This is a genomic window from Kitasatospora sp. NPDC057512 (assembly GCF_042802135.1).
Classification (GTDB): Bacteria; Actinomycetota; Actinomycetes; order Streptomycetales; family Streptomycetaceae; genus Kitasatospora.
Genome location: NZ_JBHVET010000001.1, coordinates 1 through 19,290, shown reverse-complemented (window position 1 = coordinate 19,290; position 19,290 = coordinate 1). Strand labels below are relative to the sequence as shown.

The 19,290-nt window shown below is 71.3% G+C and carries 17 protein-coding genes, 1 pseudogene and 1 CRISPR repeat array; of the genes and pseudogenes, 11 read left to right on the top strand and 7 right to left on the bottom strand.

Features of this window, described 5'->3' with window-relative positions; all coding sequences use genetic code 11:
* Nucleotides 1–8: 8 nt before the first annotated feature.
* From ACFU6K_RS00090 to ACFU6K_RS00080, 3 genes are read right to left on the bottom strand one after another with little or no spacing between them, the layout of a single operon-like run.
* Nucleotides 9–740, bottom strand: a complete 732-nt coding sequence (locus ACFU6K_RS00090; protein ID WP_380659959.1) for a hypothetical protein — start codon at nucleotides 738–740, stop codon at nucleotides 9–11.
* A 4-nt stretch (nucleotides 741–744) separates the two neighbouring features.
* Nucleotides 745–1,101 carry a hypothetical protein gene (locus ACFU6K_RS00085; RefSeq protein WP_375875824.1) on the bottom strand — a complete coding sequence of 119 codons (357 nt, stop codon included), beginning with the start codon at nucleotides 1,099–1,101 and terminating at the stop codon, nucleotides 745–747.
* Complete coding sequence (locus ACFU6K_RS00080) at nucleotides 1,046–1,948, bottom strand: hypothetical protein (protein WP_380659958.1); 903 nt, start codon at nucleotides 1,946–1,948, stop codon at nucleotides 1,046–1,048. Before ACFU6K_RS00080 ends, ACFU6K_RS00085 begins: the two co-directional genes overlap by 56 nt.
* A gap of 289 nt (nucleotides 1,949–2,237) precedes the next feature.
* Here ACFU6K_RS00080 and ACFU6K_RS00075 point away from each other — a divergent pair, with 289 nt between their 5' ends.
* The 3 genes from ACFU6K_RS00075 (at nucleotide 2,238) to ACFU6K_RS00065 (ending at nucleotide 5,432) form a co-directional block, all read left to right on the top strand.
* Nucleotides 2,238–3,314: an NlpC/P60 family protein gene (locus ACFU6K_RS00075; RefSeq protein WP_380659957.1), complete on the top strand. Its 1,077-nt coding sequence runs from the start codon at nucleotides 2,238–2,240 to the stop codon at nucleotides 3,312–3,314.
* A 130-nt stretch (nucleotides 3,315–3,444) separates the two neighbouring features.
* On the top strand, nucleotides 3,445–3,858 hold the full coding sequence (locus tag ACFU6K_RS00070) for a hypothetical protein (protein WP_380659956.1): 414 nt from the start codon (nucleotides 3,445–3,447) through the stop codon (nucleotides 3,856–3,858).
* Nucleotides 3,855–5,432, top strand: coding sequence for a hypothetical protein (locus ACFU6K_RS00065; RefSeq protein ID WP_380659955.1), 1,578 nt, complete (start codon nucleotides 3,855–3,857; stop codon nucleotides 5,430–5,432). The genes ACFU6K_RS00070 and ACFU6K_RS00065 overlap by 4 nt, the downstream gene beginning before the upstream one ends.
* A gap of 900 nt (nucleotides 5,433–6,332) precedes the next feature.
* On the opposite strand, the gene ACFU6K_RS00060 is transcribed toward ACFU6K_RS00065, so the two are convergent.
* Nucleotides 6,333–6,992 (bottom strand): response regulator, encoded by a 660-nt coding sequence (locus ACFU6K_RS00060; protein WP_380659954.1) that lies wholly within the window; start codon nucleotides 6,990–6,992, stop codon nucleotides 6,333–6,335.
* Nucleotides 6,989–8,194 carry a sensor histidine kinase gene (locus ACFU6K_RS00055; RefSeq protein ID WP_380659952.1) on the bottom strand — a complete coding sequence of 402 codons (1,206 nt, stop codon included), beginning with the start codon at nucleotides 8,192–8,194 and terminating at the stop codon, nucleotides 6,989–6,991. Before ACFU6K_RS00055 ends, ACFU6K_RS00060 begins: the two co-directional genes overlap by 4 nt.
* Nucleotides 8,195–8,327: 133 nt before the next feature.
* Between ACFU6K_RS00055 and ACFU6K_RS00050 the strand changes: the two genes are divergently transcribed.
* Nucleotides 8,328–9,239, top strand: a complete 912-nt coding sequence (locus ACFU6K_RS00050; protein WP_380659951.1) for an ABC transporter ATP-binding protein — start codon at nucleotides 8,328–8,330, stop codon at nucleotides 9,237–9,239.
* Nucleotides 9,236–10,090 (top strand): ABC transporter permease, encoded by an 855-nt coding sequence (locus ACFU6K_RS00045; protein ID WP_380659950.1) that lies wholly within the window; start codon nucleotides 9,236–9,238, stop codon nucleotides 10,088–10,090. Before ACFU6K_RS00050 ends, ACFU6K_RS00045 begins: the two co-directional genes overlap by 4 nt.
* A gap of 454 nt (nucleotides 10,091–10,544) precedes the next feature.
* Nucleotides 10,545–11,244: direct repeats of the CRISPR family, unit length 28 nt; unit sequence GTCGGCCCCGCGCTCGCGGGGATAGCTC.
* 427 nt (nucleotides 11,245–11,671) lie between these two features.
* Here ACFU6K_RS00045 and ACFU6K_RS00040 read toward each other — a convergent pair.
* Nucleotides 11,672–11,884, bottom strand: coding sequence for a hypothetical protein (locus ACFU6K_RS00040; RefSeq protein WP_380659949.1), 213 nt, complete (start codon nucleotides 11,882–11,884; stop codon nucleotides 11,672–11,674).
* Between the two features lie 239 nt (nucleotides 11,885–12,123).
* On the opposite strand from ACFU6K_RS00040, the gene ACFU6K_RS00035 reads away from it, so the two are divergent.
* On the top strand, nucleotides 12,124–12,978 hold the full coding sequence (locus ACFU6K_RS00035; protein WP_380659947.1) for a hypothetical protein: 855 nt from the start codon (nucleotides 12,124–12,126) through the stop codon (nucleotides 12,976–12,978).
* A complete protein-coding gene (locus tag ACFU6K_RS00030; RefSeq protein ID WP_380659946.1) occupies nucleotides 12,971–13,750 on the top strand; it encodes a hypothetical protein in 780 nt (259 codons plus the stop codon). Before ACFU6K_RS00035 ends, ACFU6K_RS00030 begins: the two co-directional genes overlap by 8 nt.
* Before the next feature lie 658 nt (nucleotides 13,751–14,408).
* Here ACFU6K_RS00030 and ACFU6K_RS00025 read toward each other — a convergent pair.
* Nucleotides 14,409–14,828: a hypothetical protein gene (locus ACFU6K_RS00025; RefSeq protein ID WP_380659945.1), complete on the bottom strand. Its 420-nt coding sequence runs from the start codon at nucleotides 14,826–14,828 to the stop codon at nucleotides 14,409–14,411.
* Between the two features lie 726 nt (nucleotides 14,829–15,554).
* Here ACFU6K_RS00025 and ACFU6K_RS00020 point away from each other — a divergent pair.
* The 4 genes and pseudogenes from ACFU6K_RS00020 to ACFU6K_RS00005 form a co-directional block, all read left to right on the top strand.
* Entirely contained in the window at nucleotides 15,555–16,298 is a 744-nt protein-coding gene (locus ACFU6K_RS00020) for an ATP-binding cassette domain-containing protein (protein ID WP_380659944.1), read from the top strand.
* 2 nt (nucleotides 16,299–16,300) lie between these two features.
* On the top strand, nucleotides 16,301–17,560 hold the full coding sequence (locus tag ACFU6K_RS00015) for a hypothetical protein (RefSeq protein WP_380659943.1): 1,260 nt from the start codon (nucleotides 16,301–16,303) through the stop codon (nucleotides 17,558–17,560).
* The gene (locus tag ACFU6K_RS00010) at nucleotides 17,557–18,159 is read left to right on the top strand and encodes a hypothetical protein (protein ID WP_380659942.1); all 603 of its coding nucleotides are present in this window, start codon (nucleotides 17,557–17,559) and stop codon (nucleotides 18,157–18,159) included. Before ACFU6K_RS00015 ends, ACFU6K_RS00010 begins: the two co-directional genes overlap by 4 nt.
* 923 nt (nucleotides 18,160–19,082) lie before the next feature.
* A pseudogene (locus ACFU6K_RS00005) lies at nucleotides 19,083–19,290 on the top strand (hypothetical protein); the annotation flags it as partial.

Below are 19,290 nucleotides of genomic sequence, written 5' to 3'. Positions count from 1 at the left end.
GCCGCACGCTAGTGCTGGTAGGCAACGGGCCTCCAGCCGGCCGCGTCAGCCTGCGCGGTACCCGGATCCTCGACGACCGGGGATTGCGTGACCTTCTTTTCGATCAGGTGCCAGTCGCCTCCGTTCCACACCACCGGGGCGGCGATGGCGAAGACGCCGGTGCCGTGTTGGATGCCGCTGACGGTGGGAGTCTGGGTGGTCAGCAGCCACACGTCGACGGCGTCCGCGCTTACGGGAGTTGCCTGGTAGGCGCGGACCTGGAGGGCGATGAAGTCCGAGCCGGTGCTGCCCCCGGCTTCGGGGAGGCCGAGCAGGCGCCGCCAGTCCCGGGCGTCCGCGATCGCCAGCGAGGTCAGCTTGAAGAAGTTCTCGTCGCCCTGGCCGGCCATCACCATCATCTGCGCCGGGGCCGCGTCGGGGCTCAGCAGGTCGCGGGCCTCGGTGTAGTGGGCGGCCGCGGACACGGCACCGGCCAGGGTGTGCGGGTAGCCGACCGGGATGCCCTGCTCGACCCGGGCGGGCGCGGGCAACGGCACCGCATCCACCACCGTGGACGGGCTCGCGGACGGAGGCACGGCGGCAGCCGAAGCCGTGGCGGGGGCGGCAGCGCCGGCCCCCGGTTCGGGCCCGGTCTGCCAGAGCAGGACGGCGACCGCGCCCGCGGCGGCGGCCGCTGCCAAGGCCGCCCCGGTGGCCAGCCTGCGCAGGGCCCGGTGCCGACGGAGCTCGACGGAGTACACCTCGTCAGCCCTTCAGGCTCGCGCCGAGGTAGACGATCGGCCAGGCCAGCCCGATCACGACGGCCGCCCGGAAGCATTTCGGCATGCCGGCCTTGCCCCGCGCACTGACGTCCGGCTTGTCCGAGATGCTGCCGAACGAGTCCATCGCGGCGCACGCGCACAGCGCGCCGACCACCAGGGCGAGGCAGATCCCCATCGTCCAGTTCACGATCGTGGTCAGCGCGCTGCCGACCTCCCCGGTTGGGACCTGCGGGGTGAAGTTCTTCCCGATGTCGTAGAACGACCCGCTCGGGGCGGCGGTGGGGTCATTGAGCGGCAGGGCGGTCAGCCGGGCCGCCGGCAGGGACGTAGAGGTCGTCATGCGAGGGGTCCTCCGGAGTGGCGGCCGTCCCGGCCGGGGCGCGCAGCGGGCCCCAGGACCTCTCGGCCGTGGTGATCAGGGTGTCGGTCAATTGGGAGCCGGCCGCCTCGAACCGGCGGCTGAGCCGGTCGGTCCGCAGGGCGTGCGCCCGCCAGGCGGGGCAGTGCGGCACCCGGACCACCGCGCCGACCCGGGGAGCGAGCATGGTGGCGACCGCCCGGCACTGCCGCGGCATCCCTCCGGCCACGCCGACCAGCACCAGCACGCACCGCTGAAGCGGCAGTCCCGCGCTCTCGGCGGCGGCGATCGCGACGGCGGCCGCCTCCAGCCCCTCTCGCGACGTCGGCGCGCAGATCACCGGCACGGCCCGTTCCAGCAGCATCCACCGGGCGGTGCGCGAGCGGACCCCGGCGTCACCGAGGTCGTCCGCGACGGTCAGCGCCGTGTCCGCCACGCTCACCCGCCAGCCGCCCATCCCCGCCAGCGCCGGCCACGCCGACGGCGCCGAGGGCAGCGCGAGCGGCGGCTGCGACCAGGGCCTGCGGTCGGTGAGCACCTGGACCAGGCCGTCCAGGCAGGACGAGGCGGCCGCGCGGACCTGACCGGTGTGGAGCGACCGGTCGGCGGGCACGGAGGCGAGCCCGGTGCCGCCGGTCAGCGGCCAGCGGCGCCACGGCGACAGCGCGGTCGGCGCGCAGTCGAGCACCACCGTCGGGGCGAGCCGGGCCAGCCCGGCCGCGGCGAGCAGGGCCACGGTGCTCCGGCCGCAGCCGGCTGCCGCCCCCAGCACCGGGACGACCAGCCGGGCGCCGGAGTGCAGCCCGGCCACGGGCGCGGACCTGCCCACGACGCTCACCCCCACCTGACCTGACCGATGATCAGCGATGCCATCCGTGGCCATCACTGGCTGTAGCCGCACTGTCTAGCACAGTGACGGCCGTTCTGCTTACACTCGGCGATCGACTGGGAGCTGATAGTGATCGGGAGTGTGTCGGTGCAGTACGACCCTGCAGGGGCGGGCCGCCGCTGGTCCCCTTCCCCACCTCCGGGTACGCGCGCGTCGTCAGCGCCGGCCCGCCCGGGGCGGTCGGCATCTGACATGCCGTCGGGCACCACACGATCGAGGGACCTGGACCATGCCCAAACGGGCGATCCTGCTGGCGGCGGGCGCGGCCACCGCGCCCGCCGGGGTGCTCGCCCTGGTGCTGCTGATGGCCGCCACCGACACACCGGCCGCGGCGAGTGCTCCCGGGCGCGGACCGTACGGCAGCGCCCTTCGGCCGGGCAGCGTCCCGGCCCGGTACGTCCCGATGATCGAGCGCGCGGCCGGGGCCTGCGACCAGGGCTTGACCTCCCCCCGGCTCGCCGCCCAGCTCCACCAGGAGAGCGGCTTCGACCCCAACGCCCAGAGCCCGGCGGGCGCCCAGGGCATGGCCCAGTTCGTCCCGGACACCTGGCATACCTGGGGCCGGGACGCCGACGGCAACGGTGTGACCAGCCCGTTCGATCCGGCCGACGCGATCGACGCCCAGGGCCGGATGATGTGCTCGCTGATCCGCCAGGCCCGCGACTCCGGCATCGACGCCGACCTGTGGCAGCTCGCGCTCGCGGGCTACAACGCGGGCTGGCACGCCGTCGAAGCCGCCCACGGCATCCCGCCCTACCAGGAGACCCGGCAGTACGTCGCCGCCGTCGTCGCCGCGGTCCCGGACTTCACCGCTCCCCTGTCCGCCGGGCCGCAGGGCCCCGCCGACGGCGCCCTTCCACCCGGGTGGGACGTCCCGGCCGGCACCCACCCGCAGGCCGCCGCCGCGATCCGCTGGGCCCTGGCCCAGCGCGGCGGCTGGTACACCTTCGGCGGGGACTGCACCGACCCGCTGGGCACCGCCCCCTCCCACCGGTGCGACTGCTCCAGCCTGGTCCAGCAGGCCTACGCCCACGCCGGGATCCGGCTGAGCCGCTCGACGTTCACCCAGGTCGGGGAGGGGCAACCGGTCGACCCGGACAGCATCCGGCCCGGCGACCTCGTCTTCACCACCGGAACGGACGGCGATCCGGGCCGCCCCGGCCACGTCGCCCTCTACATCGGCGACGGCCTCCTCCTGGAGGCCCCCCGCACCGGCCTCCAGATCCGGACGGGCAGCTACCAGGCCTGGAGAGCAGCCGGCAGCGGCCCCGACCAGGTCGTCGCCGTCCGCCGGATCGTCACCTGATCCCCCGTCCGGGTGACCGGATTCGCCCACAACCCCCGGGTTATCCACAGGAACCCGCGCTACCGGCCCCCTGGGACGGCCGGATCGGTCACCCTGACCGCCACGACAACACCTGACGAAGGAGTCCGCCATGACGACCGCCTGGTTCGACCGCCTCGCCGCCCGCCTCGCCGAGCCCGGCATCCAGGGCCCGCTCTCGGCGGCCTGGTCCCTCGCCAACCAGACCGGGTACTGGGCCCTGGCCGTCACCACCGACACAGGCGGCGACACCCTGGCCGCCTGCGGTACCTTCAACCACGCGATCGAGCTCCGCGGCTTCCTGCCGGAGCCCGACGACGGCGACGACCCCGAAACCGACCTCACCTTCGCCGACGGCCGACGGCTGGCCGAATTCCTGGAGCAGGCGGAGCTTCGGCTTTCGGCAGCGGCCGCCACCGCGGCGACGCCGGACGAGGCCTACACCGTCCTGGTTGCCGTTCGCCTCCTCGGGCACACCGCCGCCGCCGTGCGCACCACGCTCCGCCCGGCGGAGACCGCCCGGTGAGCGCGGAGTTCGGCGAGTTCCTTGTGCTCGCCGGCAGCTACCTCAGCGATGCCGACTACTTGCCGATCGAGCGGAGCTCGGAGCTCTACCGACGGACCGTCGGCCATCAGGTCGCGGATCTGCTGGACCTCTTCCTCGCGGTGGAGACCCGGTACGCCTGGGAACCGGTGGACACCCTCCCCGACCGGGCGCCCACCGGCCCCGGCCCCGCACCGGACAGTGCCTGCCGGGCCCGGCTGCACGTAGCCCTGGCCGAAGCCGCCCGACAGCTCAGAGCCGCCTACGGCAAGCCGCCGGCCCTCACGGCCCTCCAGGCGTTCCAAGCACCCAGGTACGTCCCCCATGCCATCCAGGCTCTGCGCACCGGCCTGGACCTGCTCGCCACCCACACCGATCCCGACGGCCGACCCCTCACCCGGCACGGACTCGCCCTGGAGAGCACACACCTGCGCACCGCCGTCCTGGTCCGTGTCCTCGCTCTCGCCGGAACGGTCGCGGACCTGGTGGGCCGCCTCGGCGAGGCCACCTCCAGCGCGTCCTTCACCGAACGCATCCGTGGACTCGGCCGGGTCGTCGACCAGCTGGCAGTGGTGCAGCAGGAGGTCCGGGCGCTCGCCGCCGACCCGGACGTCCGGATCGGCGGCGCGGCGCTCGACACCGTACGGCCCCGCGCGCTGCTTCAGCCGGACCCGCCCCGCACTGCGGAGACCCCTGCGCAGCTCAGCGCCGGCGCCGCCGCCTCGGCCGACCGGCTCGCGGACATCAGCTGGCGCGCCGTACAGGTGGGTGACGACTCCCAAGCACACACGGCCTCCGCCATGGGCACCGCGGCCTCCAACGCCTTCGCCGTCTACCAGCTGACCCGGTTGCTGTTCACCCACGCTGCCACCCACGCTCCCGCCACCGTGTCCGCCCACCTCGCGTCCGTCCACGCCGCCGATACCGCCTGGGAAGCGGCCGAGCTCGCCTGGCGCCGCGTACGCGCCTGTTGGTTCCCCCTGCGCTCCGCTCCCGACAACACCCTCTCCGCCGTCACCGCGGAGTCGCACGCCCTGGTCGACCGGGTTGGCCGGCTCCTCTACGCCGACCCGGCCTGGCGGCTGTCCCACGGCCACGGGGGACCGACCCGTCAGGCCTGCGACATCGCCGCGGCCCTGCCGGTGTGGAGCGACGTCCTGCGTCAGATCTCCGCCCGCCTTCAGCACCTCGCCGAGGACCACGCGGTCCTCGCCGAGCGCCTCGCCGACACCCGGCGGCTGATGATGCGGGCCTCCGGCCCCGGGCACAACCGGCTGCCGGCCCGGCCGCTGCCCGCCGACCGACGTGCCGAGCTCGCCGAGGAGTACCGGTCCGCCGGCCAGGCGAGCGCGGCCGCCGAGCGGGCCCTCGCCACGGTGGTCTCGGCGCTCGGAGCCGACCTCGCCGCCCAGGGCCTCTACCACCGGCTCGCCTCCACCCCCGACCCTCAGGCCGCCGACCGCATCACCCTCAGGCGCTCAGCGGCCCGTCTCGCCGCTACCGGGCAGAACCCGCAACCGACCCGGCGCCCAAGGCGGAGCGGCCTGGGCCTGTGAACGACTGGACCCGCCGGGCGGAGTCCAAGGAAGCGACGTGGCCGACACCGGTGACGTTCCTACGAGGTGCCTCCCCGCCAGTCGGCGCCGACACCTGGACCACCGGCAAGTGCTGTGCCTTCGCCAACGTGATCTCTGGCTGTACCCAGCCGTCTGGCATGTGAGGCAAGCAGCCTGATACTCACGTGCCTAACGAGTAGCAGCAGGGATTTCAGTGACGTCAGTTATATCGCCACCACTCCACCGCTGCTTCCGAGTAGAGAGGGCGGTGACAGCGGACGGGTCGTCACGGCGGGTCGTGATCGACGAGGACTTCCAGCTCCATCTGCCGTCGGTGGACTACCTCGATGGCCTGCGCGCCGCGGATGCCTCGGTGAACACCGAGAGGAACTACGCAAGCCGCATCGCGCTCTACCTTTCCTACGCCACGGCCCTGGGGGTTCGACTTGACCCGGCCGAGCCTGCAGAACCTCTCTGGATACCTGCGCTGGCTGGTGCGCGAGCCGCTGCCGCCGAGAGGACGACGCCCGGATCCGGAGCCGAGACACCGCCGGCCCGGCACTGCGAACGCCCACCTCGGGACCGTCCGCGAGTTCCTGCGCTGGTCGGCCCTGAGGGATCTGGTCCCCGAGACCGTCATCAACATCCTGGCGCAGCCGAAGTACCTTGTGTACCTGCCCGAGGGATTCGACCCCGGCGCGGACGGTCAGAACCGCACCGTACGGGGAGACCGATCGAGCCGTTGCTGCCGCCGGAGCTGCCGGAGCCGAAGCCTGGGCGTCCTGTTCGCCGCCAAGCGGCTTCGCGACTGCGTGGTGCCGTCGATCCTGCCGGCCCTGTGGCCGACCGGCGGCGGGGGCGCGGAACGCGGGCACACCGGCCCGTCGACCCCCACCGGGGCTACGGGGTCACCAGGCCCGCCTCGTAGGCGATGATCACCAACTGGACCCGGTCCCGGGCGTTGAGTTTGGACAACAGCCGGGTGACGTAGGTCTTGGCGGTGGCGACACTGATCACCAGGTGTTCGGCGAGTTCGGGGTTGGACATCCCCTGGCCGATCAGGGTGAGCACCTCGCGCTCCCGGTCGGTGATGCCGGTGATGGTTCGCCGGGGTTCGGCGGAGGACGTGGCCGTCGGGCGGTCGGCGAACTCCTTGATGAGCCGGCGGGTGACGCCGGGGGCGATCAGGCCGTCGCCGGCGGCGACCACCCGTACCGCGGCGAGGATCTCGTCCAGCGCCATGTCCTTGACGAGGAAGCCGGACGCCCCCGCCCTCAGTGCGGCGTAGACGTAGTCGTCGTCGTCGAAGGTGGTGAGCACGACGATCTGGGCCCTCCCGGGGCCGGCGGTGATCCGCCGGGTGGCCTCGATGCCGTCCATGCCGGGCATCCGGATGTCCATCACCACGACGTCGGGATCCAGGGCGGCGGTCAGTTCGACCGCCTCGGCGCCGTCGCCGGCCTCGCCCACCACCTCCAGGTCGGGGGCGTCGGTGATCACCATCTGCAGGGCGGCGCGCACGAGTGGCTGGTCGTCGGCCAGTACCACGCGGATCGTCATCGGACCCCCTCGGGAACGGGAAGGCGCGCGGCGACGCGGAAGCCGCCCTCGGGAAGCGGCCCGGCGGAGAATTCACCGTGCAGCAGGTCGACCCGTTCACGCATGCCCACCAGGCCGAAGCCGGACCCGGTGGTCCTGCCGTACGGGTGCCGGCGGCCCCGGTCGAGGACCTCGATGGTCAGCTCCGACTCCTGGCAGTCGATGGACACCCGGCACTCCGTGGCGTCCGCGTGCCGGACCACGTTGGTGACCGCCTCCTGGATGATCCGGAAGGCCGACATGTCGATCTCCCGGGGAAGCGTCCGGTGCTCGCCGGTCCAGCGGACGTCGACCCGGACACCGGCGGCCGTCGTGGTCGTGGCGAGCCGCTCGACGTTCGCCAGACCGGGACCGGGCTCCAGCGGGGCCGGCTCGGCATCCGAACCCTGCTCTGGCTGCCGGAGGGCACCGAGCATCCGGCGCAACCCGGACAGCGTCTCCCGGCTGGCGGTCTCGATCTCGCCCAACGCGCCGCGCGCCCGGCCCGGTTGGGTGTCGATGACCCGCCGCGCCGCGCCGGCCTGAAGGGCGACGATGCCCATCGTGTGCGCGACCACGTCGTGCAGTTCGCGGGCGATCCGCAGCCGCTCGGCGGTGACCGCCCGGGCGGCGGCCTGGGCTTCGAGTTGTGCCGCGTGCTCGCGGGACTGGTGCATCGAGCGACCGATCAGCCAGGCGATGACGGCCAGCAGCACCGCGCCCTGGGCGTCGGTGGTGTCGGTGCGGGGGACCATGCCGATGTGTGCGACCAGCACGCCGAGAAGCATGGCGGTGGCGGTGCGAGCCGTCCGCCGCGGGCGGGTGGCCGTGATCACGAGGAGCGCGATGTCCGCCGAGACGAACTGCAGGGCCGGGAACTGCGACCCGGCCGACCAGCCGTTCGTCACTCCGACCGAGGCGGTGATCAGCAGGGCGAGGCCGGCCAGCGGCCGACGAGCCAGCAGGGCGCTGCCCGCCAGGGCCACCAGCCCGGCCGCGCACACCATGTTCCAGTCCCTGTTCGTCGCCGAGTGCCCGTCCATGGCGATGCTGGTGAACCAGGTGGTGGCCCCGTCCCGCCCGACGAGGAGGGTGGGGTAGACAGTGACCACCAGCCAGCTGAAGGCTGTCCAGGCGCCAGGTGGCACGCGCTTCAGCAGCGGGAGGGTCGACGTGGCGTACATGCGCCGATGGTAGCCAGGAGGTGCTGACCGGGCATCGGACCACGGGTGTACAACCGTGGCTGACAGGCCGGCCGGACGACTGCCACCACGGGTTCGATGCACTGAACACGACGCGGGCCGCACGATGGGCCACATGATCGAAGTCCGCGAGCTGACGAAGCGTTACGGCAAGAAGCTGGCAGTCAACAACCTGACCTTCACCGTGAAGCCCGGCCAGGTGACCGGGTTCCTCGGCCCCAACGGCGCCGGCAAGAGCACCACCCTGCGCCTGCTCCTCGGCCTGCACACCCCCACCAGCGGGTCCGTCACCATCAACGGCCGCCCGTTCCGTTCGCTGCCCCGGGGTCTGCGGCACGTCGGCGCGCTGCTGGATGCCGGCGACGTGCACGGCGGGCGCACCGCCCGATTCCACCTGAGGGCACTGGCCCGCAGCAACGCGATCCCGCGCAGCCGGGTGGACGAGGTGCTGCGCGAGGTCGGCATCGCGGACGCGGCGGACCGCCGGATCGGAGGCTTCTCCCTCGGCATGCGCCAGCGCCTGGGCATCGCCACCGCGCTGCTCGGAGACCCGCCCGTGCTGCTCTTCGACGAGCCGCTCAACGGATTGGACCCGGAGGGCGTGCACTGGGTGCGCGGCCTGTTCCGCCGACTCGCCGGCGAGGGGCGTACGGTCTTCGTCTCCAGCCACTTGATGTCCGAGATGGAGCACACCGCCGACCAACTCGTCGTCCTCGGCCGCGGGGAGCTGATCGCCGCCGAGAGCGTGGCGGACTTCGCGGCCCGCGGGGCCGGCCGGAGCGTGGTGATCCGTACGCCGGACCCGGCGGCACTGTCGCCACTGCTGAGCGCCGAGGGCGCCTCGGTGCAGCGCGAGGCCGACGGGAGGCTCACCGTGGTCGGGCTGGAGTCGGACCGGGTGGGCGAGATCGCCTTCGAACACCACATCCTGCTCCATGAGTTGACCAACCGCACCGGCTCGCTGGAGAAGGCGTTCATGGAGCTGACCGCCGACAGCGTCGAGTACCTCGCAGGAGAGAACAGGTGACCGCGCAGACCACGACGCAGACGACCGGAGTGCCCAACGTGCCGGTCCTGGAGCCCGCGCCCCGCTTCAGCGATCTGTTCGCCTCCGAGTGGATCAAGCTGTGGTCGTTGCGCTCGACCCCTTGGGCCTTCCTGGCCACCATCGCGCTGGTCCTCACGACCACGGTCACCGCCGCCGTGGGCGATCTCGACAACTACAGCCGGTCCGACGAGGAGCACCGGGCGTACTTCCGGATGTTCGGGGGGCTGGCCGACTCGTTCTCCACCGGTGCCGCCACGCTGCTGATCGTCGGCGTCGGCGCCATCGGCGCCATCACGATCCTCAGCGAGTGCACCTCCGGCATGATCCGGACGACCTTCACGGCCGTGCCCGACCGCCGTTCGGCCATGGCCGCGAAGGTGGCGGTGGTCACCGTGACCACGAGCGCCCTCGGTGCGGGCTTGGCCCTGCTCTCCTTCGGTGTCGCCCAGACGATCCTCTCCGGCCAGCACGCCGCTGTCGGCCTCGGGCATCCCGGGGTCGTGCGCCTGCTCGTGGCCTCCGCGTTGCTCGCTCCGGTCTCCGCCCTCGTGGGCATGGGGCTGGCCGCGGCCATCCGGCACAGCGTGCTCACCATCGTGGCCACGATCGCCCTGCTCTTCGTCCTGCCCTCCACGCTGAGCAGCGAGAAGCACCTCACCATCAGCCTCCGGCACATGACGATCCCCCAGGCATGGGAACGCATCGGCCACGAGCAGTCCACCACGGAGCAGTGGCCGTGGACGGTGGGAGGCGCCTGCATCGTCCTCGGTGCATGGGCGCTGGTCGCCGCAGCCATGGCCATCTTCCTCCCGAACCACCGGGACCAGTGAGCGGCGCTCCCGCTGGCTTTGTGTCCCAGGTGTGGGCCGATACGGCCGGGCTGATCACAACGACCCGATCCACAGTCGGCTGCTCGCGGTCGAGCGGTGGGTCGACCTCGTATGTCCGCAGGATCACGCAGCGGCGGTATGCGGCGACGACTTCGGCGACAGCGGCGAGGCGGTCGATCGGTAAGGCGCCGAGGGCGGCGGCATCGCCGAGCTGGAGGTCGTCCTTTGTCAGCTTCTCAGCCCCGGGCCCTGACCGACGAGGCCACCGGCGAACCCGTCTCCTGTACCCATGCTGACAACAGACCGTACGATGCTGGCGAAGGTTCAGAGTCGGCTCGCCGGGGCGCAGCTGAGACAGACAGCCGCTGGCGAGTTGGCCCGGCACACGTCGGGCTCCGGATTCGAACTGAATAAATTGGCGCACTCTGAGCCCAATCGCAGCAGGTCAGGAAGTGTCGGCCCCGCGCTCGCGGGGATAGCTCGGGCATCGACCTGCTGCTGAGGCTGACGAACTTGTCGGCCCCGCGCTCGCGGGGATAGCTCCTCATGGTGATTCGGTAGACACCGGCCTCGGGGGTCGGCCCCGCGCTCGCGGGGATAGCTCGCTGGACAGGTTCGTCCGGGGCCTGGAGCAGGGGTCGGCCCCGCGCTCGCGGGGATAGCTCCTCGGCACCGGTCTCACCCGGGGTGGGCTCGTAGTCGGCCCCGCGCTCGCGGGGATAGCTCCCCGTTCGAGGACCAGAAGATCCCCGCGACCCCGTCGGCCCCGCGCTCGCGGGGATAGCTCTTCCGGTGTCTCCTCGGCCGGGAGCGCTGAGCGGTCGGCCCCGCGCTCGCGGGGATAGCTCCGGCGCGCACCCACCGCGTCGTGCCGACGGAGGGTCGGCCCCGCGCTCGCGGGGATAGCTCAGCCCCCACTGGCCCCGTGCCGACTGCCGCCGGGTCAGCCCCGCGCTCGCGGGGATAGCTCCCGGGCTGCCGGGCGAAGGCCCGACCCATGTCAGTCAGCCCCGCGCTCGCGGGGATAGCTCCAGCGATGCCGACCCGGCCGGCGCCCCGTTGGAGTCGGCCCTGCGCTCGCGGGGATAGCTCCTGGGTGGAGTATTCGCCGACGGTGTCGATCAGGTCGGCCCCGCTGCTCGCGGGGATAGATCGTTCTGGGCCGGGGCACCGATGTGCATAGTGCGGTCGGCGTCGGTGAGGCGCTCGGCCTCGCGGCGTTCGGCGTCCTCTGCGTCCTCTGCGTCCAGCTGGCGGCGCAGCAGCGCGACCCGTTCCTCGGCCGCGCGTACCTGGTCCTGCACGGCAGCCACGTGTTCTTCGGCGGCCCGGGCCTGGCGCCGGGCGACTTCGGCGGCCGCCTCCGGCTTGCGCGCCTTCGCGTGCGTCTCTCGCCTGGCCCTTGGCGATGGCCGCATGCCAGAAGGTGGTGCCGGCGGATGCTCCGCCGAAGACAGCTGCCGCACATGCGATGACCTGGTCGGTGTTCACGGTGGTCCTCCCCTTCCGGTCAGACGGGTCGCGCCGGACCAAGGGAAGGACAACGGTGGTTGTCCTTCCCTTCCTTGGGGCGAGACGGGCTCAGGCGATCAGCTTGTGCAGCCCGACCACACTCGCTCCGAACGCCGCCAGGCCGGCTACTGCCGCGGTGGCTGCTCGGCCGCCACCGAGGAAGGTCAGTCCTCCGACGACCAGGCCGGTGAGGGCGCCGGCGAGGAGGATGACGGCGGTGCGCACCGTCAGGAACGGCTCAGGGGCGGGCGGGGGCGTCGGCGATTGGGTCGGCGAACTCACGTGCTTCTCCGTCGGGTTGTCGGTGATTCGGGCGTCCGCTTCTATGTCGTCCCGGGCCCTGCACCCCACGGACGAGTTTCCTCGGAGCCGCTCCAAAAAATCTTGAAAAAGTCCGTGGGGTACCCGGGGGAGGGCTACTTAAAAGGGGTCGGCCATCCGCCGAAGGCTGAGGGAGTCCGGCGGAGCCTGACGACGGCCCCGTTCCTCATCGGGCCGGGAGACGATCGGAAGGGGAGACGATGCGGGGCGACGACGCGGGCGCGCAGTTCGCGGCCGCGCGCGTCCGGGACCTACAACCCGCAGGCCGACCCGGCGCGACCGAGCTCGGCATGCCGGTGCCGATGGAGATCTTGGACGCGTTCTTCGCGGAGGAGTCCCGTGAGAGCGCGAGGGCGAAGAAGCTGCAGGAGAGCGTCGACCGGCGGCTGGCCGACCAGCGGATCGTCGGGCTACTGGCCAAGAAGGGCTTCGAGGGTCCGCAGTACGACAGGTTCGTCGACGAGCTCGTGCGCTACGGAATCGCCGTGCTGAAGGCCTGGATGCACTCCGGGTACATCTTCAAGCTCGTCGCGGCCCGCGGGTTCGGCCTCAACCCGAACGAACTGGAGCTGGAGGAACTTCACCTCAACAACGACCTCAGGGAGGAGCTCGCCACCATGACCGTGGCCCTCGCTCTGCCCCGCTTCCGCCGGCAGGCGTTCGTCGAGGGTGGCTGGAGCTTCGAGGGCGGTGCCAGCATCACCACCTACTTCATGGGCGCCTGCGCGTACGACTTCCCCAACGAATTCCGACGCTGGCGGGCCAGCGGGGAGCAGCAGTCCCGGGCTCTCAAGCGGCTGAAGGCCGTTCACGAGGACTCGGTGCGCACCTTGAGCGTCGAAGACGAGGCGCTGGGAAACCTGCGGGTGATGCTCGCCATCGAGGAGATCGACGATCCGAGGCTCAGAGCCGCAGTGGCGATGACCGTCGACGGATACTCACAGCAGGAGATCTGCGAGGTCCTGGGCGCCGAGTCCGTCCGGGCCATCGAAGGCTTGCTCTACCGGTGGCGGACCAAGGCCAAACAGCAGGAGGAGCGTGACAGGCGTGGGTGACGACCAGGAGTTCGATGCGCTGCTGGAGCAATCCTCCCTGGGATCTCCGGGGGCCCGCCGACTGAGCGAGCGCACACCGCTCCGACGGGCTGACGAGGTACGAATGATCATCGAGCTGCTGGGTGGAGGTGCTACCGACTCCGGCTACGTCAGCTCAGCCGAGGATGCGGCCCGCGAGTTGGCCAAGCTGGCCCTCTCGATCAACAACCCCGGGTGGCTCTTTCGCCTAGCGGCCGACGCCGGCCGCGCCGACAACCTGGTCAAGCTGGCGATGCTGCGTGAGCGAGCCGGGGACCTCGAAGGGGCTGAGGTGCTGTACCGAGCCGCCGGCCACACGAAGCCGCTCGACCTGTCGGACATGCCTCCGGAGTTCACGGCCTTCTGTGAGCTGCACCGTCCGCGCTATCTGAGTTATGCGCGGGTCCGGTTCCACGAGCCGGCCGTCGCCGGGCGCATCGTTGACCGGGCCTTCTGCACACTGGCCGAGGTGTGGCCGGAGGTGCTGGGCAGCTCCAACCCCACCGCCATGGCCTGGCAGATCCTGCGCAGAACGGTCGCCGAGTGGGACCAGCCGAACAGCGAGCCGCTCACCGAGCACCGTCCCACTGCAGCCGACGAGGACCTTGCGAGCCTGCACTACGTGATGGGCCTGACCGCACCCGAGATCACCGACGCGGTGGGCACCGAGACCGCCAGTGTCGCCGGGCAGCATCCACCAGGCCCTGCCCCGGATGCCCTAGGAGTGGTCACGGGGCGACGCAACGCCCCGTGATCGTGACCCGGTGACACGAAGGGAATGTGATTGATCGTCACCCTTCCCTTCTATGGCGCCGGATCCGGGGTGCACAGGCACCGTCAGGTGAGCAGATCTGAGATCGGTCGGGTAGCAGGGTCACGTTCCCGTGACCCGGCCCCCTCAGAACCGGACGTGCAGCGTTAACTGCATCCGGCTCAAGCAAGCCCCCAAGGGCTTCGCGGGTCAGCAGGTTGTCGACGGCGGTCTACAGGAGCGCGCGCACCTCGGAGACGAGGCGTCCCGGGTGGGCGACGGGGTCGGAGAGGCCGAAGCCGACGCAGCTCACGCGGCGGACGATGCCGCTGGGCCGGATCGCCGACGCGGTGGCTGGACTTCTCGATCGTCTGAGCGAGGACGGCGGCGGCTCACGCTGCTCCGGTCCGCGGCGAAGCCAGGCGGGCGTGCGCAGCGGGATCGCTCCGGCTCGGGTGGTGCGGGCGATGGCGAGAGCGGCGCCGTGGGGCTCGGTCTGAACCGTCGTACGCTGATGGCCAGGTCTCTCACGATTCGAGCGTGGAGGCCTGGCCATCTCTGGGGCGGTGCGATTGAGCCGTTCCCGGGCTGACCTGGGTGTGCCCGGCGGTGGTATCAGCGCCGCCGGGCACATTGGCGGCCAGCGTTCGGGCTGGTTCGGTCAGTAGGCGGTGTAGACCGAGTCCACGCTCAGCGGGTAGTCATCCTTGAAGATGAAGTAGTACCGCCCGGCCGTGGTGCGCTCGCCCCAGTCGACGGTGTTGCAGGAGTTGCCGCGGCCGCCGTAGCTGGTGTCGGGGGACCAGGAGATGTCCCTGCCCAGCTCGATGGTGGCCTGCCCGCCGCGGTTGAAGTAGTCCGACGGACCGTTGTGGTAGCAGCAGCTGAAGCTGACGGTGGTCCAGTTCCCGTCGGCGTGGTTGTCGGTCCACCAGCGGGACTCGGAGTTGTACATCCAGTTGGTGATGCAGGAGCTCCAGCTTCCCTCGGCATTCGCCGGCACCGTTCCGGCGATCGTGGCCGCCGCGATCGCGGCCACGACGACGCCCGCGCGACGCCGTATGAATCCAGTGACCTGCACCTTGATCCCCTTCTGCGGGGGCTTCGCCCATCAGCGAAGCCGACACTCGGGAAGCTCCGGAGTGCCGAATTAATGATACCTGCGTACGAGCGAAGACTTTCTGAAACTCCTGCACGGTCGGCCGGTTTTCGCCGAGTGATTTGCAACGTTCGAGGGCGTAGAAATTCCAGGCCAAGGGAATTGAGCCCGCGGGCTGGTAGGGAATTTACGACAATAGATGCAAGGCGTACATTGCACTGTGCAATATGATTGGTCATCGAATGGTCGACTTGTCATGTTTCGTGCGATCGGATCCCTGGAAGCCGCTACGGAGGTGGCGCTCATGCGGCATGATCGGATCCGAACTCTCGCCACAGGTCTCGTGGCAAGGCTCACCGGAAGGAGGTCGGTGCAGATCACCAGGCATGGGCGCGCTTCCGGCACCCCTCGGCTGAGGGGTGCTCCGGCATATGCCAGCGACGCCCGGAGCACCCTCCTTCAGTTCAGGCGCCACAAAGACCGGCACGCCAGTCCAGAAGACCTCAATTCATCACCGTGAACGAGGTCGGCAACCCTTGCCCGGCCCGTGCTTCACCCAGCGAAAAAGCATGGAGATTCAAGGCGCGTTCACCGCCCCATAGAGTCCATATCGGAAACCTGGCGGTGCACACACCTGCAGAAAAGAACCTCCAGCCGGCTGGACGCACCACGTCTCTCGCCAGCTCACATGAAACCGGATCGGTAACTGTGCCTGTTCAAGTAACTGACTGCTCCTTCGGCTACCGCAAGGGTTCCCGAGTCCTGGACTCCTTCAGCCTCCGCCTGGGCACAGGGTGCAGTGTCCTGCTCGGCCCGAACGGCGCGGGAAAGTCGACCCTGCTGGGCCTGATCGCCTCCTCTCTCAGGCCCGAGACCGGCCGCATCACCCTCGACGGCCTGGACACCAGCAGCTCCAAGGACCTCAAGGCCTACCGCCGGAAGGTCGCCTGGCTCCCCCAACAGGTACGGCCGGTACCCGGCCTACGGGTACGAGAGCAAGCGGCCTACGCGGGCTGGCTCAAGGGCATGTCGCGCAGTGAAGCCTGGGACCACTCCGAGAAAGCCATCCACAAGGTCGGGCTCACCTCGCTCGCGGACCGGCGCAGCGGAGAGCTCTCCGGTGGACAGTTACGACGGCTGGGGATCGCCCAGACCTTGGTGCACAGCGCCCAGGTCGTACTCCTGGACGAGCCCACGGCCGGACTCGACCCGGTCCAGCGCGGAGTCTTCCGGGATCTGATCGGCGAGCTGCGCGGCCTCACGAGTTTCGTCGTCTCCACTCATCAGACCGAGGACCTGGCCGAGATCTACGACTCGGTCGTCGTCCTCGACCAGGGACAGGTACGCCATCAAGGGCCCATCGAGTCCTTCCTGGCACTCGCGCCGAGCACCGTCTCCGCGGAACGCCGTGCCGAGAGCGCCTACGCCGGCATCGTCACCGGAGAGGTGTGACCGTGCCCTGGCGCAGCATCATCCGGATCTCTTCAGCCGTGCGGGCCGTGCCCGTCCTGCTCGTGTGGATCGCGATGTACAGCGGCAGAATGACCGGCTGGATCACCGACGGCTACTGGCCTTCCGTCACCGCCCAGAGCAGCTTCCTGCTCAACTTCACCGCACCCGCCGTCGCGGCCTGCGGGGCCTGGGAAGGCCTCAAGGTGCGCCAGTCCGCGCTCCTCGGTACCGCACCAACCCGTTCCGCCACCGCCATCGCCCTCCCCCTCCTGGCCCCCACCCTGGCCCTCGGCACCGTGTCCGTCCTGGCTGCCCTCGCCCTGTTCGTGCCGCAGGCCGGCGGCCTCCCGGGCTGGTCCGTCCCCGTCATCATCCTCCTGGAACTGCTGGTCGTCCTCGCACACACCGTGGCCGGCTACGTACTCGGACAGATGCTGCCGCGGCTGCTCGCCGTACCCCTGACCCTCATCGCCAGCTTCCTGTGGATGGCCTACCCGTCGACCCTCGACGCCTTCTGGGTCCGCCAGCTCAACGGCCGCAACCTCACCGAGTGCTGCGCCCTGGACCAGGTGCCGGCCACCCGGGCGGTCCTCGCCCCGGCCGTCGTGGCTGTCGGGATGGTGGGTGCTGCCTGGATCTGGACGCGGCTGCGCGGGAACAACCGGATCACCGCGATCCTGGCGCTGGCGGCCACGACAGCCGCAGGTGCGTGGATCGCCGCACCTCTCGGCTACCGTGCGGCGCAGGCACGCCCGCAAAGCGAGCAGACCTGCACCACGACGGAGCCGCGGGTGTGCCTGTGGCCCGAGCAGGAGGCCGACGCCGCCCGCATCACCGACTGGGCCCTCGAGGCCCAGCAGCGCCTGAACGCCGCGGGCCTGACGCAGACCGCGACGGTCTCACCGCTCTCCGCCCGCCCCGGCAAGGACGAGGTGCAGTCGCTCGTCGCACTGGGATACCTCCCCAACGGGGCTCCCGACTGCGCCAAGGAACCGTTCGCCCGCTGGCCCGGATCCGAGGCCGTCGCCCCCCTGTCGTCCTGGCTCAAGCTCACGGCCGGAGTCACCCCCAGGACGGTCGAAGGCCGCTACCGGCCACAGGAAGTACAGCTCGCCCGCCAGGTCATGGCGCTCCCGCAGGCCGAACAGCTCACATGGTTCCGGAAGAACGCGGACACCGTGGGCCGCTGCGACGTCAAGCCGGTCCTGGACCCCGCGCAATACCACCAGCCGGGCGCACCCTCCTTCCAGGCGGCCCGATGATCTGGTGGCTGCGCATCAGGTACGTTCCCGCCGTCGCCGTCGGCCTGCTCGCCTGCATCCTGCTCGGCAGCGGCGCCGACTCCGTGACGGTACCCATCCCCGTGGTGATCGGCGGCCTGACCTTCGACCTCCCCATGTCCTCGCTCCTGCCCCTGGTACCCGTCTGCCTGATCCTGGAGGGCCAGGCCCGCGCCGACGGCATCACGGAACGCGTGGCGGTCCGCGCCATGGGCGGATGGGACGCGGCCTTCATGGCCGCCTGCGTCCTGGCCTGCGCGCTGACCGCCGCCGTGGCATCCACGGCGGGCGCGGGCAGCGCCACCACCGCTCTGGCCCGCGACTTCGCCGGCTACCTCGGCCTCGCTCTCATCATCCGCTGGCTCGCGGGAGCCCGCGTCGCCACGGTGACCACCGCGCTGTTCCCCTTCCTGTGCGCCTCCTTAGGCCTGGTACACAACAGACCCGGCATCTGGGCCTGGCCACTGCACGACGCCGCGTCAGTCACTGCCGGCCTGCAGGCCCTGCTCCTGCTCGCCATCGGCGCTCTGTCGCTCCTTCTCCCCCCTCTACGCCGGCACACCGATGTCGACGGCGAATGACGCTTCCGACCGTGTTCGGTCCGGTCCGTCGGGACCGGCCGGGCACCGGGACGTCCGTCGGTCGCGCGGGCCTGGACCTCGGGGTCGGTGCCGCCGGGTACCGGGATCCCCAGCCGCGGAAAGACCGCGAGGCGCTCGACGAGCTTCTCGACCGCGTCCAGCCCGCCGGGGCGCGGCGCGGTGAGGTCGCCGATCGGGGACGCGTCGAGGGCGGCGGCGAGGTCCTGCTCGAACCGGTCCCGGTCGCCGGGCAGGCCGTAGCGGGACATCGCGGTGCGCAGCTCGTGTAGGGTGGCCGGCCTCGGCGCGGCCGTGTCCTGGAGGTCGGGCTGGGCAGTCACCTGGTCCTCCTCGGTGGAGCGGCCGCGGAGGTGGCGGGCCGCATGGTTGACGGTAGCGGGCGGCGGGTGCCGGTCGGGACGGCTTTGCCCCGCTCGCCCGGTGCTCCCGAGCCCCCTGGCGGTCCCTGCGGCAGCCAATCGTGCTGGTCCTGGTGCTCAGCGTCGGGCGGTCCTCGCCTGGCATGCCTCGCAGGCGTGGACGCCGGTGTCGCCGTAGCGGCGGATCGGCGTCCCGCAGCCGGCGTACGGGTCGATCTGCCAGGGCTCGCAGCCGTGGGGGACGCACTACGGCGCGCGCCAGGTGGGTCTCTGACGGGATGCCCGCGGCTACGGCGTCTTCCGGTCCGCGGTCGCGTCCCCGCCGGCCGTCGAGCGTGCGGGATCGCCTCGTTCCGGGGAGGGGCCGGGAGAAATTCTTCGAACCGGCCTGCAACCCCCCGGCGGGATGGACGTCTATCAGGGTGAGAGGCGGGGAGAGCGAGCCGGCGGAGCCGGGGGGCTCGGGCCGGTTCCTCGGGGCGCGACCGTAGGCGCCCGCTCATTCGATCACCACCATCACCATGTCCTTGGGGGGACTGTCACATGAACGCGTCCGTTATCGCCCGTATTACGAAGATCGTCCCGCTGGCCGTCGTCACCGCCGTGGGAATCGCGGCCTGCGGCCCGACGAACGGCGAGGCGTCCGTCGCCGCCTCCGCTCCCGCCTCCACCCCGGCCGTCACCTCGTCGGCCACCCCCGGCGCGGGCGCCGTCCCGACCGTCCCCGCCCCGGCCGCGCCGACCACCGAGG